The organism is Tsukamurella conjunctivitidis (assembly GCF_007858475.1).
Classification (GTDB): Bacteria; Actinomycetota; Actinomycetes; order Mycobacteriales; family Mycobacteriaceae; genus Tsukamurella; species Tsukamurella conjunctivitidis.
Map to the genome: position 1 here is coordinate 250,052 of NZ_VIGX01000005.1, position 17,336 is coordinate 267,387.

The following is a 17,336-nucleotide window of genomic DNA, read 5'->3' on the forward strand; positions in this document are numbered from 1 at the left end:
CCGCTACTAATGGAAATGATTACTATTAGTGGCATGCCTGCCTCATCCCCGTTGCCCGTCACCGTCCTCTCCGGCTTCCTCGGCGCCGGTAAGACCACCCTGCTCAATCACCTCCTCACGAACCGTGACGGGCTGCGCATCGCCGTCATCGTCAACGACATGAGCGAGGTCAACGTCGACGCCGCCCTCGTCGACCTCGGCGGTTTCGACCGCACCGAGGAGAAGCTCGTCGAACTCAGTAACGGCTGCATCTGCTGCACCCTGCGCGAGGACCTCGTCGACGCCGTCGGCGCGATCGCGCGGCAACGCACCCCCGAGGGTGGGCCGCGCTTCGACCACCTCGTGATCGAGTCGACGGGCATCTCCGAGCCGATGCCCGTCGCCGCGACGTTCGACTGGACCTTCGACGACGGCAGCCGCCTCGGAGACGTCGCCGCGTTGGACACCATGGTCACGGTCGTGGACGCGAGCACCTTCCTCGGCGAGATCGCGCGCGGCACGAGCCTCGCGCAGCGGGGGCTCGGGGCGGCGGCGGGGGACGAGCGCTCCATCGCCGACCTGCTGATCGACCAGGTGGAGTTCGCGGATGTGGTGCTGATCAGCAAGCTCGACCTGGTCTCCGCGGCCGCCGGCGGCGCGGTCGAGGCGACGGTCCGTCGGCTCAACCCGCGCGCCAGAGTGCGCCCGCTCCCGCGCGGTGCGATCGCGGTCGCCGAAGTGATCGGGACCGGCCTGTTCGACCACGACGCCGCGTCCTCGGTCGCGGGATGGGACGACGAGGTCATCGGCGGGCACATCCCGGAGACGGAGGAGTACGGCATCTCGTCGACGACCTACCGCGCCGACCGGCCCTTCCACCCGCAGCGTCTCCTCGAATCCCTCTCCGAGGTCCGGGCGGTGCTCCGCAGCAAGGGCTTCTGCTGGATCGCCAGCCGGCCCGACCTCGTCGGGCTCTGGTCCCAGGCCGGGCCGAATCTCACGATCGAGCCCGCCGCCTACTGGTCGCAGGTCGACGGTGCGCCGCAGCAGGAGCTGGTGTTCATCGGGGTCCGGCTCGACGCCGAACGGATGCGCACCCTGCTCGACGTGGCCCTGCTCACTGACGACGAGGTCGCCGAGGGGCCCGCAGCATGGGTCGACTATCCGGATCGACTACCGGCCTGGAACGTGCCGGCGCACCGTCACTGAGCGGCGAGGGCCGACTGCGCCGCGCCGGCGGCGGCCTCGGCGATCTCCGGGATGAGCGCGAGGCGCGTGCGGCGCTCGAGGAGGTCCGCCGGCGTGATCGCGCCCTCGACGAGCGCGCCGAAGACGAGTTCCGCGCCGGTGACGTCGGTGCCGGCGGCGACCGGCTCCGCAAGCGCGGGATCGGCCTCGCCGAGCGCGACCACCGCGGGCGCCTCGGTGCCGTAGGCGCGGACGAGCCGCTCCGGGGCGTCGATGTGCTGCAGCGTCTTCCGCGGCGCCGCGCCGACCAGGGGGAGGGTCCGGGTGAGGCAGGGGCCGGCCACCAGACCCGTTGCGGCCAGCGCGGCGTCGACCGCGTCCTCCGCCATCCGCCGGTACGTCGTGAGCTTGCCGCCCACGACGGTCACGAGGCCGTCGCCGCGAGTCAGTACGGCGTGCTTGCGGGAGACGTCCGCGGTCTTCCCGGCGCCCGAATTCAGGAGCGGGCGCAGGCCGGCGAAGGTGCCGACCACGTCGTGCCGGGTCAAGGGGGCGCCGAGTGCGAGATTCACCGTCGCGAGCAGGAAGTCGATCTCCGCGTCCGACGGGGTCGGAACGTCGGGGACGGCACCGTCGGCCTCCTCGTCCGTGAGTCCCACGTAGACCCGCCCGTCCGGCTGCGGCAGCGCGAAGACGTACCGGCCGAAGGAGTCGGGGACGGGCACGGTCAGGCCCGCGGAGAGTCCACCGAAGCTCTCCTGACGGAAGACGAGGTGCGTTCCCCGGCTGGGGCGCAGCGAGACCGCGGGGTCCACGGTGCCCGACCACACGCCGGTCGCGTTGATCACGCTCTTCGCGCGGACCGTCACCGAGTGACCGGTCAGTTCGTCGGTGACGGTGGCCGCGGTGCCGGTGACCTGGGAGGCCGCGCAGTGCGTGAGGATCACGGCGCCGTGTCGCGCCGCGGTGCGGGCGATGCCCACCGTGAGACGGGCGTCGTCGGTGAGCTGCCCGTCCCAGTTGAGAAGGCCGCCGCGCAGGCCTGCGCGGCGCACCGTGGGCGCCATCGCGATCACGTCGGCGGGGGAGATGCGGCGGGAGCGCGAGAGTTCCGAGCCGGGAGTGCGGGCGGCGAGGCGCAGCGCGTCGCCCGCGAGGAATCCGACCCGCGTGAGCGCGGCGTCACGCCGCGAGACGTCGCCCAGCAGCGGCACCACCTGCGGCAGCGGTCGGGTCAGGTGCGGCGCGATCGATCGGATCAGGGCATCGCGCTCGACGGCGCTCTCGTAGGCGATGCCCACGGCGCCCGAGGCCAGGTAACGCAGGCCGCCGTGCACCAGCTTCGAGGACCAGCGGCTCGTGCCGAAGGCGAGGTCGTGCTTCTCGACCAGGGCCACCCGCAGACCGCGGCTCGCCGCGTCCAGCGCGACGCCGGTGCCGGTGACGCCGCCGCCGATGACGAGTACGTCGACCGACGGGTCGTCCGCCAGTGCGGCAAGATCGGCGGCGCGCCGGGCCGCCGAGAGGCGGGCCGCGGGGGCGATGGATTCGACGGCCGCGGTCACGGCTGCAGGTACCGGTCGATGAGGTCGAAGAGCTGCGCGTCGAGCAGGTCGGCCGACTCGGTGAAGACGGGTCCTGTGAGCGCCGACGACCAGGCGAGTTGCAGCACGACCGCCGCGAGCTCAGCGGGCTCACCGTCGCGGATGCTGCCGTCGGCCTGCCCGGCGGCCACACCGCCGGTGATGGCTTCGAGTTGGGCGCGCGACGTGCGACCGGTCCGGTGGAGCAGATAGGGCATGAGGAACTCCGGGTCCAGCTCGACGATGCGCCGCAGCAGGGGGTGCGAGCGCGCCGCGGCGGTCACGTGCACGACCGTGCGCGCGACGGTCTCGCGGCCGGTGGCACCGTCGAACAGGCCCATGGAGGAGAGCGCGGCGACGAACTCGCGGGTGGTGACGGCGGCTGCGAGGGCCTGCACGTTGGGGTAGCGGCGGTACAGCGTGGCGCGCGAGACCTGTGCGGTGCGGGCGACGTCGGCCATCGTCGTGCGGCGGATGCCGATGGTGGACATCAGGTCGCGGGCCGCATCGAGGATGTGCTCGTCGTCGACGGCGTTGGCCGGGCCGCGGGGAGACGACCCTCGGGGATTGAGATCCTGCGACATCATGTGTACAAATGTATCATGACTTCGTCCGAGGTGGATCTGCCCGTCGTCGCCTTCGAGCCCGGCCGCTGGGGCGATCCCGCGAACCCGATGCACCTGTCCGAATCCGTGCTCGGCGCGCTCACCATGCTCGGCATCGACGGCGGCCCCGGGGAGCCCGAGCAGCCCTTCCTGATGCCGTCCCGGGTGTCGGGGCGTGCGCTCGCGGCCCTGCAGAAGACGGGTGTGACCGTCGCCACCGACGACGCTACCCGGCTCGCGCACCTGCGCGGCTTCTCCACGCCGGACCTGCTCAAGTTCCGCGCCGGCGATACCTCGGACGCACCCGACGCGGTCGTGACGCCCACGTCGGCCGACCAGGTGGCCGAGGTGCTGGCCGTCTGCGCCGCGAAGGACCTCACGCTGAGCCCGTTCGCCGGCGGCACCTCCGTCACCGGCGGCCTCGCGCCCGAGCGGAGCCGGCCCGTCGTCGCCCTCGACCTGCGCGGGCTCAGCGGCCTCCTCGCGCTGGACCCGGTCTCGCAGATCGCCACCCTCGCCGCCGGTACCCGCCTGCCGGAGGCCGAGCGTCTCCTCGCCGAGGAGGGCTTCGAGCTCGGCCACTTCCCACAGTCGTACGAGGGCGCGACCATCGGCGGCTGCGCGGTCACCCGCTCCGCCGGGCAGTCGTCCATCGGGTACGGCCGGTTCGACGAGATGGTCGTCGGGCTCACCGTCGCCACCCCGCAGGGCGACGCCGAGATCGGCACCGCTCCCAAGTCGGCGGCGGGCCCTGACCTGCGCCAGCTCTTCCTCGGCTCCGAGGGCGCCTTCGGCCTGGTCACCGCCGTCCGCGTCCGCGTGCACCCGGTCCCGACGGTCCGCCGGTTCTACGGCTGGCGCTTCCCCGACTTCGCCGCCGGCGCGAACGCCATGCGCGTGCTCGCGCAGGGCGCCGTCCGCCCGACGGTGCTCCGCCTGTCCGACGAAGCCGAGACCGGCCTCAACCTCGCGGATCCTGGCGCCGCGGGCAAGGCCGCCGTCGGCGGCTGCCTCATGGTCGTCGGCTTCGAGGGCGACGAGCCGGACGTCGACTGTCGCGACGGCTACGTCTCCGCGCGGCTCGTCGAGCTGGGCGGAGAGTTCCTCGGCGAGGACGCGGGCGAGGCCTGGCGCACCGGCCGGTTCCGTGGCCCCTACCTGCGCGATCCGCTGCTCGACGCCGGTGCGCTGGTCGAGACGCTGGAGACCGTGACCTTCTGGTCGAACGTCGACCGGCTCAAGGCCGACGTGACCGCGGCACTCACGACGACCCTCGGCGAGCAGGGCACGCCCGCCGTGGTCATGTGCCACATCTCGCATGTCTACCCGACCGGGGCCTCGCTGTACTTCACGGTGATCTGCAAGGCGCTGGAGGACCCGCTCGCCCAGTGGGCCGCCGCCAAGGCCGCCGCCAACGCGGCGATCCGCTCGGCCGGCGCCTCGATCACGCATCACCACGCCGTCGGCACCGACCATCGCGCCACCTACCTCGAGGAGATCGGCGACGTGCAGGTCACGGCACTGCGCGCGGTCAAGGACGCGCTGGACCCGCAGGGCGTCCTCAACCCGGGGATCCTGCTCCCGTGACCGGCACCGACGTCATCGCCGTCCTCAACCCGATATCCGGCGGCGGGGTCGCGCGGACGCGCTGGGCCGCCGTGGCGGACGAGCTGGCCCGCCGGGACGTCTCGACCGACGTCGTCGAGTCGACCTCGGGCACCGACGCCCGCCGGCTCGCGGAGGAGGCCGCGGCGTCCGGCGCGCTCACCGTCGCCGTCGGCGGCGACGGCCAGATCCGCGAGGTCGCCACCGGCGTGCTGCGTGTGCCCGGGGCCCCGATGGGCATCGTCACCGCCGGCCGCGGCAACGACATGGCCCGCCACCTCCACCTGCCCGACCACCCGTCCGCTATCGCCGACGTCCTCGCCGACGGTAGGCGCGCGGATCTCGACGTGCTCACCGTCGGCGGCGAGATCGCCGTCGGGAACGTCTACGTCGGCCTCGACTCCGTGGCCACCGAACTCATCAACCGGCTCCGCTGGATGGGGCCGCTCGCATACCGGCTCGCGCCGGCCATCGCCGCGTTGCGCTGGAAGCCCGCCGGCTTCCGCATCGAGGTCGACGGTTCCGTCCACGAGGGCCCGGTCCACATGGTGATCGTCGCGAACTCCGGCTGGTACGGCAGCGGGCTCCACATGGTTCCGGCCGCCTCGTCCGACAACGGCCGCATCGACGTGCTCGCCGTCGACGGTGCCGGCAACAAGCTCAAGCTCATCAGCGCGATGGGGGAGGCCAAGACGGGCTCGCACGTCGCGCGGGCCGAGGTGCTCACCTTCAGCGGGCAGGAGGTCGTGGTCAGCGCCGACCGCCCCATCCCGGTCCACGCCGACGGCGACTACCTGCAGGAGCTGCCCGTCACGGTCGGCATCCGGAAGGCCGTGCTCCCGGTTCTCGTGCCCCGCTGAGGCCCCGGTACTGGTCTTCGGTCACGAACTGTTGTCCTCAGAGCTCTTCGTGACCGAAGACCGTCGTCCTACGCCGCGCGGCGGCCGAGAGTTTCAGCGACGGTGGTGATCACGCCCTCGGGATCTTCGTTGAGGTGGTGCCACGAGAAATTCAGCACCGACCAGCCCGCCGACGTGAGCGCGTTCGACTTGTCCTGGTCCCGCATCCACCGCGCCCGGGACCGGTGGAACGCCCAGCCGTTGATCTCGACGGCCAGCTTCGACTCCGGAAACGCGAAGTCCACCGCCCAGCCGCGGAACGGAAGCTGTGCGTACCACCCGGTGATCCCGTGCAGTTGCAGGAGCTCGAGGAACATCCGCTCGGCCTCGGACTCGGTCTGGCCGGCCGCGACATTGAAGATCGCGCGGGCCTCGACGATTCCGCGCGACTTCGCGTTGCGCTCCAACGCGGATTCGAGGTCGTCCAGGTTCACCACCTCCGTCTGCAGCGCACGATCCATGATCCGCGCGTCGCAGACCTCGAGCACGCTGAGCGGTTTGCCGGTCACGGACAGCCCGTCGACCTGCACGATGTCGGCCGGATCCAGCCACCTGCGGCGTGTCTCGATGCGGTAGCCGGCGGCCTGGCGGAGCCGCCGCTCGGGCGGGACAGTGACGGTTACGGTCTCGGGCGGGGCGTTCACCACGCCGTGCCAGTACAGGGCGGTCGTCCGGTCCGCCACGCCGCCCGCGAGGATCACCGCGACCCGCACGCCCGTCCGATCGGTGTGGGGATGGTGCCTCGTCCGGAACAGGCCCCGGGTGATCCGCACCAGTTCACCTGATGCCAGCCGCGCGCGGATCGCGGTGTCAGTGAGCCCGGCGCCCCTGAGCTGGTCCAATGTCGCGATGCCGTCCTGGGCGGCGAAAACCTCCGCTGCTTTCGTCCACATATCAATTGGACGCATCAGCGCGGCTTCCAGTTCCGAACGTCGTCGTTCTTCGGTCACGAACCGTCGTTCTCAGAGCCCTTCGTGACCGAAGACGAGCAACTGGGCGGAATACACTGATCTGCATGGGGGAGTTTCGTCATTCCCCCGGCCCCGCTACCGCTGCGGCAAGCTTTAGACGATCGCGGCGCGCAGCGTATCCAGGCCCATGCCGCCGAGCGCGAGGGCGTCGCGGTGGAAGTCCTTGATCGTCGATCCCGGGTGCGCACTGAGGTAGGCGTCGCGGGTCTGCTGCCACACGCGCTGGCCCACCGAGTACGACGGCGCCTGCCCGGGCCAGCCGAGGTAGCGGTGGTACTCGAAGCGCAGCTGCTCGTCCGACATGGCGACGTGCGAGCGGAGGAAGGACCAGCCCTTGTCGTAGGTCCATGCTCCTCCGCCCAGCTCGGCGGGCGCCTCGAAGCCGCAGTGCACGCCGATGTCGAGCACCACGCGGGCCGCGCGGAGCCGCTGCGAGTCGAGCATGCCCATGAGATCGCCGTCGTCGTCCAGGAACCCCAGGTCGCGCATCAGGCGTTCGGCGTACAGCGCCCAGCCCTCGCCGTGGCCCGAGGTGAACGAGTAGAGCCCCCGCCAGCGGTTGAGCGGCGCGATCACGGCCTGCCCGATCTGCAGGTGATGGCCGGGCACGCCCTCGTGGTAGACGGTCGTCTTCTCCTGCCAGGTGTGGAACTCGGTGACGCCGGGCGGCACGGACCACCACATCGATCCCGGGCGCGTGAGGTCCGCGGACGGGCCGGTGTAGTAGATGCCGCCATTGCTGCTCGGCGCGATCCGGCAGTCCAGGTGATGCAGCTCGGCGGGGATGTCGAAGTGCGTGCCGGCGAGCGCGGCCACCGACTCGTCCGACGTGCGCTGCATCCACTCGCGCAGGGCTTCGGTGCCCTGCAGCACGTACCGCGGCTCGGTGTCGAGCTTCGCCAAGGTCTCCGCGACCGTCGCGCCCGGGTACAGGCGGGCCGCCACCTCGTTCTGTTCGGCGACGATCGACGCGAGGAGCTCCTGCCCCCATGCGTAGGTCTCCGCCAGATCGACGGCGGTGCCCAGGAACAGTCGCGAGTACAGTGGGTAGAGCTCGCGACCGACGCCGAGGCCGCCCGGCTGGTCCACCGGGATCGCCGAGGGCGCGATCTCCGCCTCCAAGACCTCCGCGAACCGCGCGAAGGCCGCCCGGATCTCGTCGGTGAGGCCGGGCGCGGCGTCCATCGCCCGCTCGGCGTTGGCGGCGACCTGCTCGCCCGCCTCGCGGGCCTGGGCGATCACTTCCCGGACCTGCAGCGCGGGGAACGGCCAGGAGCCGTCGGCGAGGCGGGCGCGCAGGCCCGAGATCGCCGACTCGAGCGCCTGCGGCACGGCTGCCAGGCGTGGCGCGAGGCGCGGGTCACCGTCGGGCATGAGGTCGAAGACGTCGCGGATCGCCTGCAACGGCGAGGCGATCACGTTGAGGTCGCCGACGATCCGCCCGGCGTCGGCGAGCTCGATCTCCACGCCGAGGCGCTCGCGCAGCGCGTCCGCGGTCACCCGGTCGGCGTCCGATTCCGGTGCCAGCGACGCCAGTTCGGCGAGCGTCTCGCGCGCGACCTCGACCCGGGCGGCGACGCCGGCGGGGGAGAAGTCGGTGAGCCGATCGTCGAAGTCCGTGATCCCCACCGCGGTCGCCTCGATCGGATCGACCTCGGCGAGCCGCAGGGCAAGCCGGTCCGCGAGGGCGTCGATCGGCGTGGAGGTGTGAGTGGTGTCAGCCATGCTCCGAGGTTATGGGAATCGTGGCCGGAAGGGGATCGGGTTGTACGCGCGCCGCTCAGTGTCTGCGGTCGCGGTGATCGGAGTACGCCGATGCGGCGCCGTTCAGCGCGGCGATGCAGAGCAGGGCCACGGCCGCGAGCGCCCAGAATCCGGGCGTGCCCCAATGCATGTGGTGCGCGAGTTCGAAGGTCTCCTTGAGCGCGATGAGCGCGGCGCCCGCGGCCACGATCATCCACGCGCGCGCGACCGCGAAGTAGCGGGCCAGATTCGCCAGCTGCGCCGGCGTCAGCACCGTAGTGAGGGTCGCGACGTACGCGGACTGTCGCTGGCGGGCGAGGTACAGCGCGGCCGGAGGGAACAGCCACCAGACCGCGGACGGCCGAGACGGCGGCGCCGTCGCGCGCACGGCTTCGCGTACCTCGGCGAGGTGCGAGCGCTCCCGCTCCAGCTCGAGGCGGGACTGCAGGAGCGGCCCCGCCACGAGCAGCCACCCGCCGAGGTACGCGCCCCAGCGGATCAGCGTTTCGAGCACCGGATCAGATGGTGCCGGTGAACGTGTTGCACTGCCTGAAGTCGCCGGTCTGATAGCCCTGGGAGAACCACTTCACTCGTTGCTGCGAGGTTCCGTGGGAGAAGGACTCGGGGTTGACGTTGCGGCCCGCGTTGCGCTGGATGGTGTCGTCGCCGATGGCCTGGGCGGTGGTGATCGCGTCGGAGATCTCCTCCTGCGTGAGCGGCTTGAGCATGGCGTCCTCGCCCTTGTCGGCGTGCGCCGCCCAGACGCCCGCGTAGCAGTCGGCCTGCAACTCGACCCGCACCGAGCCGCCCTGCGCGCCCTTGCCCTGCTGCGCCTTGTTGATATCGCCCAGCAGCGTCTGCACGTGGTGGCCGAACTCGTGGGCCACGATGTACTCCTGCGAGAACGGCGCGTTGGTGCCGCCCATCTTCTTGATCACGCGGTCCATGAAGTCGAGCTGGAACACCGCGACCTGATCGCTCGGGCAGTAGAACGGGCCGGTGTCGGCCCCGGCCACGCCGCACGCGGTGTTGATGGACTGGGCGCCCACCGGCATGATCTTGGTCCCACCGCGCGGCGGCTGGTAGCCGCGCAGGACCGTCGGCCACACCTTGTCCAGGGAGATGGTGGTGGCCTTGATGCGGCACGCCGTGTCGCTGTTGGCCTGCTCTCTGGTGCAGTTCTTGAGCTTCTCGTCGAGCTGCTGCTCCGCCTGGGAGAGGCCCGGCGACGGAGCCTGCTGGCCGCCGCCCGTGTTGAGGAAGCCGAGGTTGCCGGTCAGCGCGGCCAGGATCAGGCCGATCACGACCGTGCCGATGCTGCCGCCGCCGATGATCATGCCGCGGCCCATGCCGCCACCGCCGCCTGCGCTGACGTTGCCGCCCTCGAGCGGCCCGTTGCCCTGAAAGGTCATGCGCACAGCATTCCATGACAGCGGTGAGATCGTGAACCGGTTCGCCCCGTAGCATGACAGTCGCTCGAAGATTCCCTGTCGAAAGGACACCCCGAACGTGCTGCGCACTCACTTGGCCGGATCGTTGCGTGCGGAGGATGCCGGCACCGTCGTCACCCTCGCGGGCTGGGTGGCGCGCCGGCGTGACCACGGCGGAGTGATCTTCATCGACCTCCGCGACAGCTCCGGCGTCGCCCAGGTCGTCTTCCGCGAGTCGGACGTCGCCGAGCAGGCGCACCGGCTGCGCTCCGAGTACTGCGTGCTGGTGACCGGCACCGTCGAGAAGCGGCCCGAGGGCAGCGAGAACCCGAACCTGCCGTCGGGGGCCATCGAGGTCAACGTCACGGAGCTCGAGGTGCTCAACGAGTCGGCGCCGCTGCCTTTCCAGCTCGACGAGGAGCCGGGCGAGGAGGCGCGCCTGAAGTACCGCTACCTGGACCTGCGCCGGGAGTCGCCCGCCGCCGCGATCAAGCTGCGCAGCCAGGCCAACGCCGTGGCGCGCAACATCCTCGCGCTCAACGACTTCACCGAGATCGAGACGCCGACGCTGACCCGCTCCACCCCGGAGGGCGCCCGCGACTTCCTGGTGCCCGCGCGCCTGCGCCCCGGCACCTTCTACGCGCTCCCGCAGAGCCCGCAGCTGTTCAAGCAGCTGCTCATGGTCGCGGGCATGGAGCGGTACTACCAGATCGCGCGCTGCTACCGCGACGAGGACTTCCGCGCCGACCGGCAGCCCGAGTTCACCCAGCTCGACATCGAGATGAGCTTCGTGGACCAGGAGGACGTGATCGCCCTCGGCGAGCAGATCGTCAAGGCACTGTGGTCGCTCATCGGACACGAGGTCCCCACCCCGATCCCGCGCCTGACCTACGCCGAGGCCATGCGCCGCTTCGGCTCCGACAAGCCGGACCTGCGCTTCGGTCTCGAGCTCGTCGAGTGCACCGAGTACTTCAAGGACACGCCGTTCCGCGTCTTCCAGGCGCCGTACGTCGGCGCCGTCGTCATGCCGGGCGGCGCGAGCCAGCCCCGTCGCCAGCTCGACGCGTGGCAGGAGTGGGCGAAGCAGCGCGGCGCCCGCGGCCTCGCGTACGTGCTGATCGGCGAGGACGGCGAGCTGACCGGCCCCGTCGCCAAGAACCTCTCGGACGACGAGCGCGCCGGCCTCGCGGCCCACGTGGGTGCCCAGCCGGGTGACTGCGTCTTCTTCGCCGCCGGCCCCACCAAGACGATGCGGGCTCTGCTCGGCGCGGCGCGCGGCGAGATCGCGGACAAGCTCGGCCTCATCAAGGAAGGCGACTGGGCGTTCACCTGGGTCGTCGACGCCCCGCTGTTCGAGCCGGCCGACGATGCGACCGCGTCGGGCGACGTGGCCGTGGGCGACGGCGCCTGGACGGCCGTGCACCACGCCTTCACGAGCCCCAAGCCGGAGTCGATCGACACCTTCGACACCGACCCGGGCAGTGCGCTGGCCTACGCCTACGACATCGTCTGCAACGGCAACGAGATCGGTGGCGGCTCGATCCGTATCCATCGCAAGGACGTGCAGGAGCGCGTCTTCGCGATCATGGGTATCGACGAGGAGCAGGCCCGCGAGAAGTTCGGCTTCCTGCTCGACGCCTTCTCCTACGGCGCCCCGCCGCACGGCGGCATCGCCTTCGGCTGGGACCGCGTGGTCTCGCTGCTGGCCGGCGCGCCGTCGATCCGCGAGGTCATCGCGTTCCCGAAGTCGGGCGGCGGCGTCGACCCGCTCACCGACGCGCCTGCGGCCATCACGGTGCAGCAGCGCCGTGAGTCGGGTATGGACGCCAAGCCCAAGAAGCCCGAGCAGGCCGCGGCGGACCAGGGCACCGAGCAGAAGTAGCCGCGTGCGCCACATCCGGGTGATCAGCCCGCCGGACCGGACCGACGCGGTACTCGCGCTGCTGCGGTCGCGGCCGGGGGTCACCCACATCACGCTGGCGCTCGGCGCGTCGCTCGTCCCCGCGGGCGACGTGCTCAGCGCGGAGGTCACCCGGGAGGCCGCGCACCGCGTGCTGCAGGGCCTCGAGGAGCTCGACATCCCCGCCGACGGTGCCGTCACCGTCTCGACGCTGGACACGGTGCTCTCCGATGCCGCGGACGCGGCGGAGAAGGCCGTACCCGGCGACCCGTCGGACGCGGTCGTCTGGGAGGAGCTCACGGCCCGCACCCGCGAGGAGTCGACGCTCAACTCCACCTTCGTCGCCTTCCTGGTGCTCGCGGTCCTGCTGGCCGCGGTCGGCGTGGTCACGAACTCGCCGGTCACGGTCGTCGGCGCGATGGTCGTGGGGCCGGAGTTCGGCCCGCTCGCGGCCATCGCGGTGGCGCTCGCGACCCGGCGCTTCCACTTCGCGGTGCGCCCGATGATCGCGCTCTCCGTCGGATTCCCGGTGGCGATGCTGTGCACCTGGCTGGGCGCGGAGGCGGCGCTCGCGGCGGATCTGTTCACCGTCGACGTCCTCGACTCGGCCGGCCAGGTCGACTTCATCTATCGTGTCGGCCCGTTCTCCCTCATCGTCGCGCTGCTCGCGGGCGCCGCCGGCATGATCTCGATGGTCACCGCCAAGTCGGCGGCGCTGGTGGGCGTCTTCATCTCGGTCACGACGGTGCCCGCCGCCGGGTACGCCGTGGTGGCCGCCACGGTCGGGGAATGGCAGCGCGCTCTCGAATCCACGGGCCAGCTCGCGATCAACCTCGCCGGCATCGTCGTCGCGGGCGTGCTGGTGCTGGTGCTTCGTCCTGCGGCGTGGCGCGACATGCGGGAGCAGGTGGGCCTGTGAGCATCGACGCGCTCCGCGACCTCGACCCCGCGGCCCTGCGCCGTCTCTCGGCCCGGGTCCGCGGCCTCATCGACGACGAGGGCATCACCTACAACGCACTCGACGCCCTGCCCGCGGCCCACGATCCGGCGGTCCCCGGGGCCGCGACCGAGCCGGGGCCGTGGCGGCTCGACCCGCTGCCGGTGCTGCTCGGCGCGGAGGAGTGGGACGCCCTCGCCCGCGGCGTCGCGCAGCGCTCGTTGCTGCTGGACGCCGTGCTCAAGGACTTCTACGGCGAACAGCGCACGCTGCGCAGCGGCACCGTGCCGCCGGAGGTGCTGTTCGCGCACCCCGGCTTCATCCGCCGGGCCGTCGGCGTCCCGTCGCCCGGACCGCGCTCGCTGTTCCTGCACGGCATCGACCTCGGCGAGGCCGTCGGCGACGAGGTGAGCGGGTACGTCGCGGTCGCGGACCGCACCCAGGCCCCGTCGGGCGTGGGGTATGCGCTCGCGGATCGGCGCGTGACCTCCCGCGCCCTGCCGCGCGAGCTCCGCTCGGAGACGCCGCGCCCCGTCGCCTCCTTCGCGGCGGCGCTGCGCGTGCAGCTGGTGGAGGCCGCCCCGCCGGGCGTCGACGACCCGACCGTCGTCGTGCTGAGCCCCGGGTCGTTCTCCGAGACCGCGTTCGACCAGGCCTATCTCGCCTCCGTCCTCGGCTTCCCGCTCGTCGAGGCGACCGACCTGACGGTGCGCGACGGCGGCGTCTTCATGCGCTCGCTCGGCCGGATGAAGCGCGTCCACGTGATCCTCCGGCGCGTGGACTCCGAGTTCTCCGACCCCCTCGACCTCCGCACCGATTCGCAGCTCGGCGTCGTCGGCCTGGTGGAGATGATGACCCGCGGCGCGGTCACCGTCGTCAACACGCTCGGCTCGGGAGTGCTCGAGAACCCCGCCCTGCACGCCTACCTCCCGCAGCTGTGCCGGGACCTGCTCGACGAGGAGCTGCTGCTGCCGTCCACGCCGACCCTGCACGCCACGAGCCCGGCCGGGCGCGCCGCTCTCGACGGTCCGCTCGACGACCGGCTCGTGTTGAACTTCGCCACCGGCGAGCGCATCGCGGGCGCGGACCTCACCGCCGCCCGGGCCGACGACCTGCGGCAGCGGATCGCTGCGGACCCGACCGTCTGGTGCGTGAAGACGCTCGTGCGCTTCACCGGCCGCCCCGCGATCGACGGCGGCGCCGTCGCCGAGCGCGGCTTCGCGCTGCGGGCGTTCGCGCTCGCGCAGGAGTCCGGTTACACCGTGCTGCCGGGCGGTCTCGGCCAGGTTCTGGTCGACGGTCCCGACGGCGCCCTCCTGCACTCGTCGGCGGCCCGCGACGTCTGGGTGCCCACGCCGGAGGACCTGCGCGCCCCCGCGCGGGTCGCGACTGCGCCCCGGTCGGGCCGGATCGGTTCCGTCGCGAGCGGGCCCGTCGCGACCCCGCGCGTGCTGTCGGACCAGTTCTGGATCGGCCGGTACGCCGAGCGGGCGGAGGCCACCGTCCGGATGCTGTCGATGGCGCACGACCGCAGTCGCGAGTTCCGGCACCGGCCGTGGCAGGCGGGTGCCGACGTGCTGCAACCGCTGCTCGACGCGGTGGTCGCGGCCACCGTGACCGATCACCTGGGGCCGATCGTCGTGGAGGGCTCCGAGCAGACGGACGTCCTCGCGCGGCTGCGTCGTCTCACCCTCGACGTCGACGTGCCGGGCAGCGTCGCCCACTCGGGCGTGCGGCTGCGGGCCTGCCTGCGGGCCGTCCGCGACCAGATGTCCACCGACACGTGGCTCGTGCTCAGCGGCGCCGAGCGTTCACTGGGACGGTTGGCCGCCGACCGCGACGACGCGGGCGAGCAACTCGACCAGACGCTCGGCGAGGTGCTGGTCTCGCTGCTCGCCTTCGCCGGCCTCGGCCGCGAGTCCCTCGTGCAGGATCCCGCGTGGCTGATGATGGACGCCGGCCGCCGGATCGAGCGCGCTCTACAGCTCAGTGCCGTGACCCGCGCGATGGTGGTGCCCGAGAACCCCGCCGACATCGAGGCGGGCCTGCTCGACGCCTACCTCGTGACGTGCGAGTCCGCGGTCACCTACCGGCGCCGGCACCGCGCCGTGCTGCGGGCGGGCGCCGCGGTCGACCTGATGTTCCTCGACGCCACCAACCCGCGGTCGCTCGTCGCCGCGCTCACGGCGCTGTCCGCCGACCTGGCGCAGCTGCCCGACGAACTGCGCAGCGCGACGTGCGAGCGCACCGTCGGTGAGGTCCTCGGGCGCCTCGGTCGGTTCGACCCCGACGACGCGGAGACCGTGGCCGACGGCCGGCGGACCGAGATCGAGGGGCTGCTGGACGCCGTCGACGAGGGACTGCGGGAGGTCTCGGACGTGCTCGAACGCACTCGCTTCGCGCCGCCCGCCGCGGCCCGCCCGATCTGGGTGGGGGTGCAGTCGTGGGCCTGAGTTTCTCCCGTCGCACCGAGGACTCCCGGTCGCGCCGCTACCGCGTGGTGCACGAGACCACCTACACGTACGACGCGGAGGTCACCTCGAGTTTCGGCCGCTGCTACCTGTCGCCGCGCGACCTGCCCGATCAGCGGGTCGAGGAGCACGCCATCACGGTCGGACCGGAGCCCTCCGACCGCTCGGAGGGCGTCGACGCGTACGGCAACACCGACACGTACTTCCACGTGACGACGCCGCACACGCGGCTGTTGGTGCGGGGCGAATCGGTGGTCGAGGTGGACCCGCTGGACCGCGCGATCACCGACGAGGGGCCGGCGCTCGCGCCGTGGGAGCTCGCCCGGCCCGTCGGCGAGGCGGGCGCGCTCGCGGCGCAGTACCGGCTCGACCAGCGGCCCGCCGAGATCGACGACGCCGTGCGCGCGTACGCCGACGCGATCTTCACGCCCGGGAAACCCCTGGTCGAGGCGATCGAGGAGCTCACCACGCGGATCTACACCGATTTCGCGTACAAGTCCGGCGCCACCAACGTCTCGACCCGCGTGGGCACCGTCATGGAGCGCCGCGAGGGCGTCTGCCAGGACTTCGCGCGGGTCGCGATCGCCTGCCTGCGGTCGAAGGGGCTCGCCGCGCGCTACGTCTCCGGATACCTCGCCACCGAGCCGCCGCCCGGCCAGGACCGGGTCGTCGGCGCGGGCGCCACCCACGCCTGGGCCGCAGTGTGGCTGCCCGGTGACGCCTGGCTGCCCTTCGATCCCACCAACAACAAGTTCGTCGACGAGCGGCACGTGACCGTCGCATGGGGTCGGGATTACGAGGACGTGCCGCCCCTGCGCGGCGTCATCTACACCGAATCGAAGGGATCGAAGATCCATGTCTCCGTGGACGTCGCGCCCCTGCCGACTGAGGTAGGTTGGACGTGATGGTCACCGCGCTGGGTTACGAGACGACGAGGGCGGCTCTCACTGCGGTGGAGGGCCTGCTGGGGCGCCGGGTCGGCGCATCCGTCGAGCTGGGCGAGCCGGAGGATCTGGGCGGCTCGGGCCGCACGCTCGTGATGCGTGTGCGGGTGCTGCACAACAACCCGCTGCTGCCGCGATCCGTCGTGATCAAGCAGTTGCGTGCCGCGGACCACATCGACAAGGACTACTCGGAGGCCTTCGCCCGCGAGGGCGCCGCCTACAAGTTCGCCACCGCGCTGCCCGTCGACGCCCGGCCCGGACCGCAGCTCCTCGCCTCCGATGCGGAGGAGCGCATCCTCGTGCTGCAGGACCTCGGCGAGGGCGAGACCATGGGCGATCTGCTGCGGCGCACCCCGTCCTCCGGCGCGGCCACGGTGCTGTCCGCCTGGGCCCAGGCCCTGGGGCGCATGCACGCCGGCACCTACGGCCGCGAACGCGACCTGTCCGTGCTCGCCCGTCGCGAGCACACCGACTCCCGTAACGATCCCGTCGCCGGGGAGGCCGCCCGCGCCGCCGAAGCGGTGCCCGCCGCCGTGGGCGGTATCGACGAGGCCGCGCGCGCCGTGCTCGACGCCGCGGTCGCCCTGTTCACCGAGGGGCCCTTCCGAGCCTTCAGCCCGTCCGACGTCGGGCCCGACAACACGCACGTCGTGGGCGGCGCCGTGCGCTTCCTCGACTACGAATGGGCGGGCTTCCGCGACGGCGCGCTGGACGTGGCCTACGTGCTGCTGACCTACCCCGACTGCATCGAGGACGGCCACGACCCCGACCTCGACGTGGCGATCGTGGAGGCATGGCGCTCCGAGGTCGTGCGTCTGTGGCCCCGCCTCGCCGACGACGTGGCGCTCCGCCGCCACGTCACCACCGCCAAGCTCGCCTGGCTGACGCTCGCCACCTACTGGGCCCTCGGCCTCGATTCGGCGAGCCGCATCGACGCCGGCCACCTCGACAGCCTGCCCGCGTGGTCCAACGACGACCTCGCGGCCCGCTGGGACCGGCTCGCCGCCGCCGACCCGCGCGTGCACGACTTCGCCGTCGCCGCCGCCGCCGAGGTCCGCGCGCTATGACCCTTCCCTCGGAG

Annotated in this window: 14 protein-coding genes; 8 read left to right on the plus strand and 6 right to left on the minus strand. The window is 72.2% G+C overall.

Annotated elements, in window-relative coordinates:
* The first annotated feature begins 33 nt into the window (after window positions 1–33).
* Window positions 34–1,188: a GTP-binding protein gene (locus FK530_RS11940; RefSeq protein ID WP_146487234.1), complete on the plus strand. Its 1,155-nt coding sequence runs from the start codon at window positions 34–36 to the stop codon at window positions 1,186–1,188.
* Here the strand turns inward: FK530_RS11940 and FK530_RS11945 are convergent.
* Both FK530_RS11945 and FK530_RS11950 read right to left on the minus strand, forming a co-directional pair.
* Window positions 1,182–2,732 carry a glycerol-3-phosphate dehydrogenase/oxidase gene (locus tag FK530_RS11945; protein WP_231706601.1) on the minus strand — a complete coding sequence of 517 codons (1,551 nt, stop codon included), beginning with the start codon at window positions 2,730–2,732 and terminating at the stop codon, window positions 1,182–1,184. The genes FK530_RS11940 and FK530_RS11945 overlap by 7 nt on opposite strands.
* Window positions 2,729–3,337, minus strand: coding sequence for a TetR/AcrR family transcriptional regulator (locus tag FK530_RS11950; protein ID WP_146487235.1), 609 nt, complete (start codon window positions 3,335–3,337; stop codon window positions 2,729–2,731). The genes FK530_RS11945 and FK530_RS11950 overlap by 4 nt, the downstream gene beginning before the upstream one ends.
* 15 nt (window positions 3,338–3,352) lie before the next feature.
* On the opposite strand from FK530_RS11950, the gene FK530_RS11955 reads away from it, so the two are divergent.
* Complete coding sequence (locus tag FK530_RS11955; RefSeq protein WP_146487236.1) at window positions 3,353–4,942, plus strand: FAD-binding oxidoreductase; 1,590 nt, start codon at window positions 3,353–3,355, stop codon at window positions 4,940–4,942.
* Window positions 4,939–5,820 carry a diacylglycerol/lipid kinase family protein gene (locus FK530_RS11960; RefSeq protein ID WP_146487237.1) on the plus strand — a complete coding sequence of 294 codons (882 nt, stop codon included), beginning with the start codon at window positions 4,939–4,941 and terminating at the stop codon, window positions 5,818–5,820. The genes FK530_RS11955 and FK530_RS11960 overlap by 4 nt, the downstream gene beginning before the upstream one ends.
* A gap of 68 nt (window positions 5,821–5,888) precedes the next feature.
* On the opposite strand, the gene FK530_RS11965 is transcribed toward FK530_RS11960, so the two are convergent.
* From FK530_RS11965 to ypfJ, 4 genes are all read right to left on the minus strand, one after another.
* Window positions 5,889–6,752 carry a DUF559 domain-containing protein gene (locus FK530_RS11965; RefSeq protein WP_158645084.1) on the minus strand — a complete coding sequence of 288 codons (864 nt, stop codon included), beginning with the start codon at window positions 6,750–6,752 and terminating at the stop codon, window positions 5,889–5,891.
* A gap of 171 nt (window positions 6,753–6,923) precedes the next feature.
* On the minus strand, window positions 6,924–8,555 hold the full coding sequence (locus FK530_RS11970) for a DUF885 domain-containing protein (protein ID WP_146487239.1): 1,632 nt from the start codon (window positions 8,553–8,555) through the stop codon (window positions 6,924–6,926).
* Between the two features lie 55 nt (window positions 8,556–8,610).
* A complete protein-coding gene (locus FK530_RS11975; protein ID WP_146487240.1) occupies window positions 8,611–9,087 on the minus strand; it encodes a hypothetical protein in 477 nt (158 codons plus the stop codon).
* Between the two features lie 4 nt (window positions 9,088–9,091).
* A complete protein-coding gene (ypfJ, locus tag FK530_RS11980) occupies window positions 9,092–9,985 on the minus strand; it encodes a KPN_02809 family neutral zinc metallopeptidase (protein WP_146487241.1) in 894 nt (297 codons plus the stop codon).
* 97 nt (window positions 9,986–10,082) lie between these two features.
* Between ypfJ and aspS the strand changes: the two genes are divergently transcribed.
* Genes aspS through FK530_RS12005 form a run of 5 tightly spaced genes read left to right on the plus strand, consistent with a single transcriptional unit; the run spans window position 10,083 to window position 17,322 of the window.
* Window positions 10,083–11,885, plus strand: coding sequence for an aspartate--tRNA ligase (aspS, locus tag FK530_RS11985; RefSeq protein ID WP_146487242.1), 1,803 nt, complete (start codon window positions 10,083–10,085; stop codon window positions 11,883–11,885).
* A gap of 4 nt (window positions 11,886–11,889) precedes the next feature.
* Entirely contained in the window at window positions 11,890–12,822 is a 933-nt protein-coding gene (locus FK530_RS11990) for a DUF389 domain-containing protein (protein WP_146487243.1), read from the plus strand.
* A complete protein-coding gene (locus tag FK530_RS11995; RefSeq protein ID WP_158645085.1) occupies window positions 12,819–15,293 on the plus strand; it encodes a circularly permuted type 2 ATP-grasp protein in 2,475 nt (824 codons plus the stop codon). The genes FK530_RS11990 and FK530_RS11995 overlap by 4 nt, the downstream gene beginning before the upstream one ends.
* Window positions 15,284–16,216: a transglutaminase family protein gene (locus FK530_RS12000; RefSeq protein WP_146487245.1), complete on the plus strand. Its 933-nt coding sequence runs from the start codon at window positions 15,284–15,286 to the stop codon at window positions 16,214–16,216. The genes FK530_RS11995 and FK530_RS12000 overlap by 10 nt, the downstream gene beginning before the upstream one ends.
* Window positions 16,216–17,322 (plus strand): hypothetical protein, encoded by a 1,107-nt coding sequence (locus FK530_RS12005; RefSeq protein ID WP_146487246.1) that lies wholly within the window; start codon window positions 16,216–16,218, stop codon window positions 17,320–17,322. The genes FK530_RS12000 and FK530_RS12005 overlap by 1 nt, the downstream gene beginning before the upstream one ends.
* Window positions 17,323–17,336 lie beyond the last annotated feature (14 nt).